1 protein-coding gene is annotated in these 275 nt (G+C 38.2%); it reads left to right on the top strand.

The window, feature by feature from the left end:
- Positions 1–275: hypothetical protein (locus AC5590_RS08830; protein WP_211178829.1), on the top strand; the 275-nt coding region annotated here is incomplete at both ends.

Genomic DNA, 275 nt, shown 5'->3' with positions numbered 1-275 from the left:
GAGCTTTATCTGAAGAAAGGCTACCTCAAGTTTTAGAAACAATACAAACACTTCAACAGAATTTAGAAACTGCAGTATCGACGAGAAGGCAGTATCAGCTACGATCAACAGAATTGGCAGAGTATGAACAACTTCCAATAGAAGCTTATCGAAAAATTAAATTGCGCTTTGATAATGCAGAACGACAGTTACCCGAAGGAACATTACCTTGGTGGATGCGTTTATGGCGCTGGCTGACTAAAAAAACAGAAAAACAGATTATAACAAAGGCAGTT

The organism is Brasilonema octagenarum UFV-OR1 (assembly GCF_963888615.1).
Classification (GTDB): domain Bacteria; phylum Cyanobacteriota; class Cyanobacteriia; order Cyanobacteriales; family Nostocaceae; genus Brasilonema; species Brasilonema sennae.
This window is presented reverse-complemented; position numbering and strand designations above follow the sequence as displayed.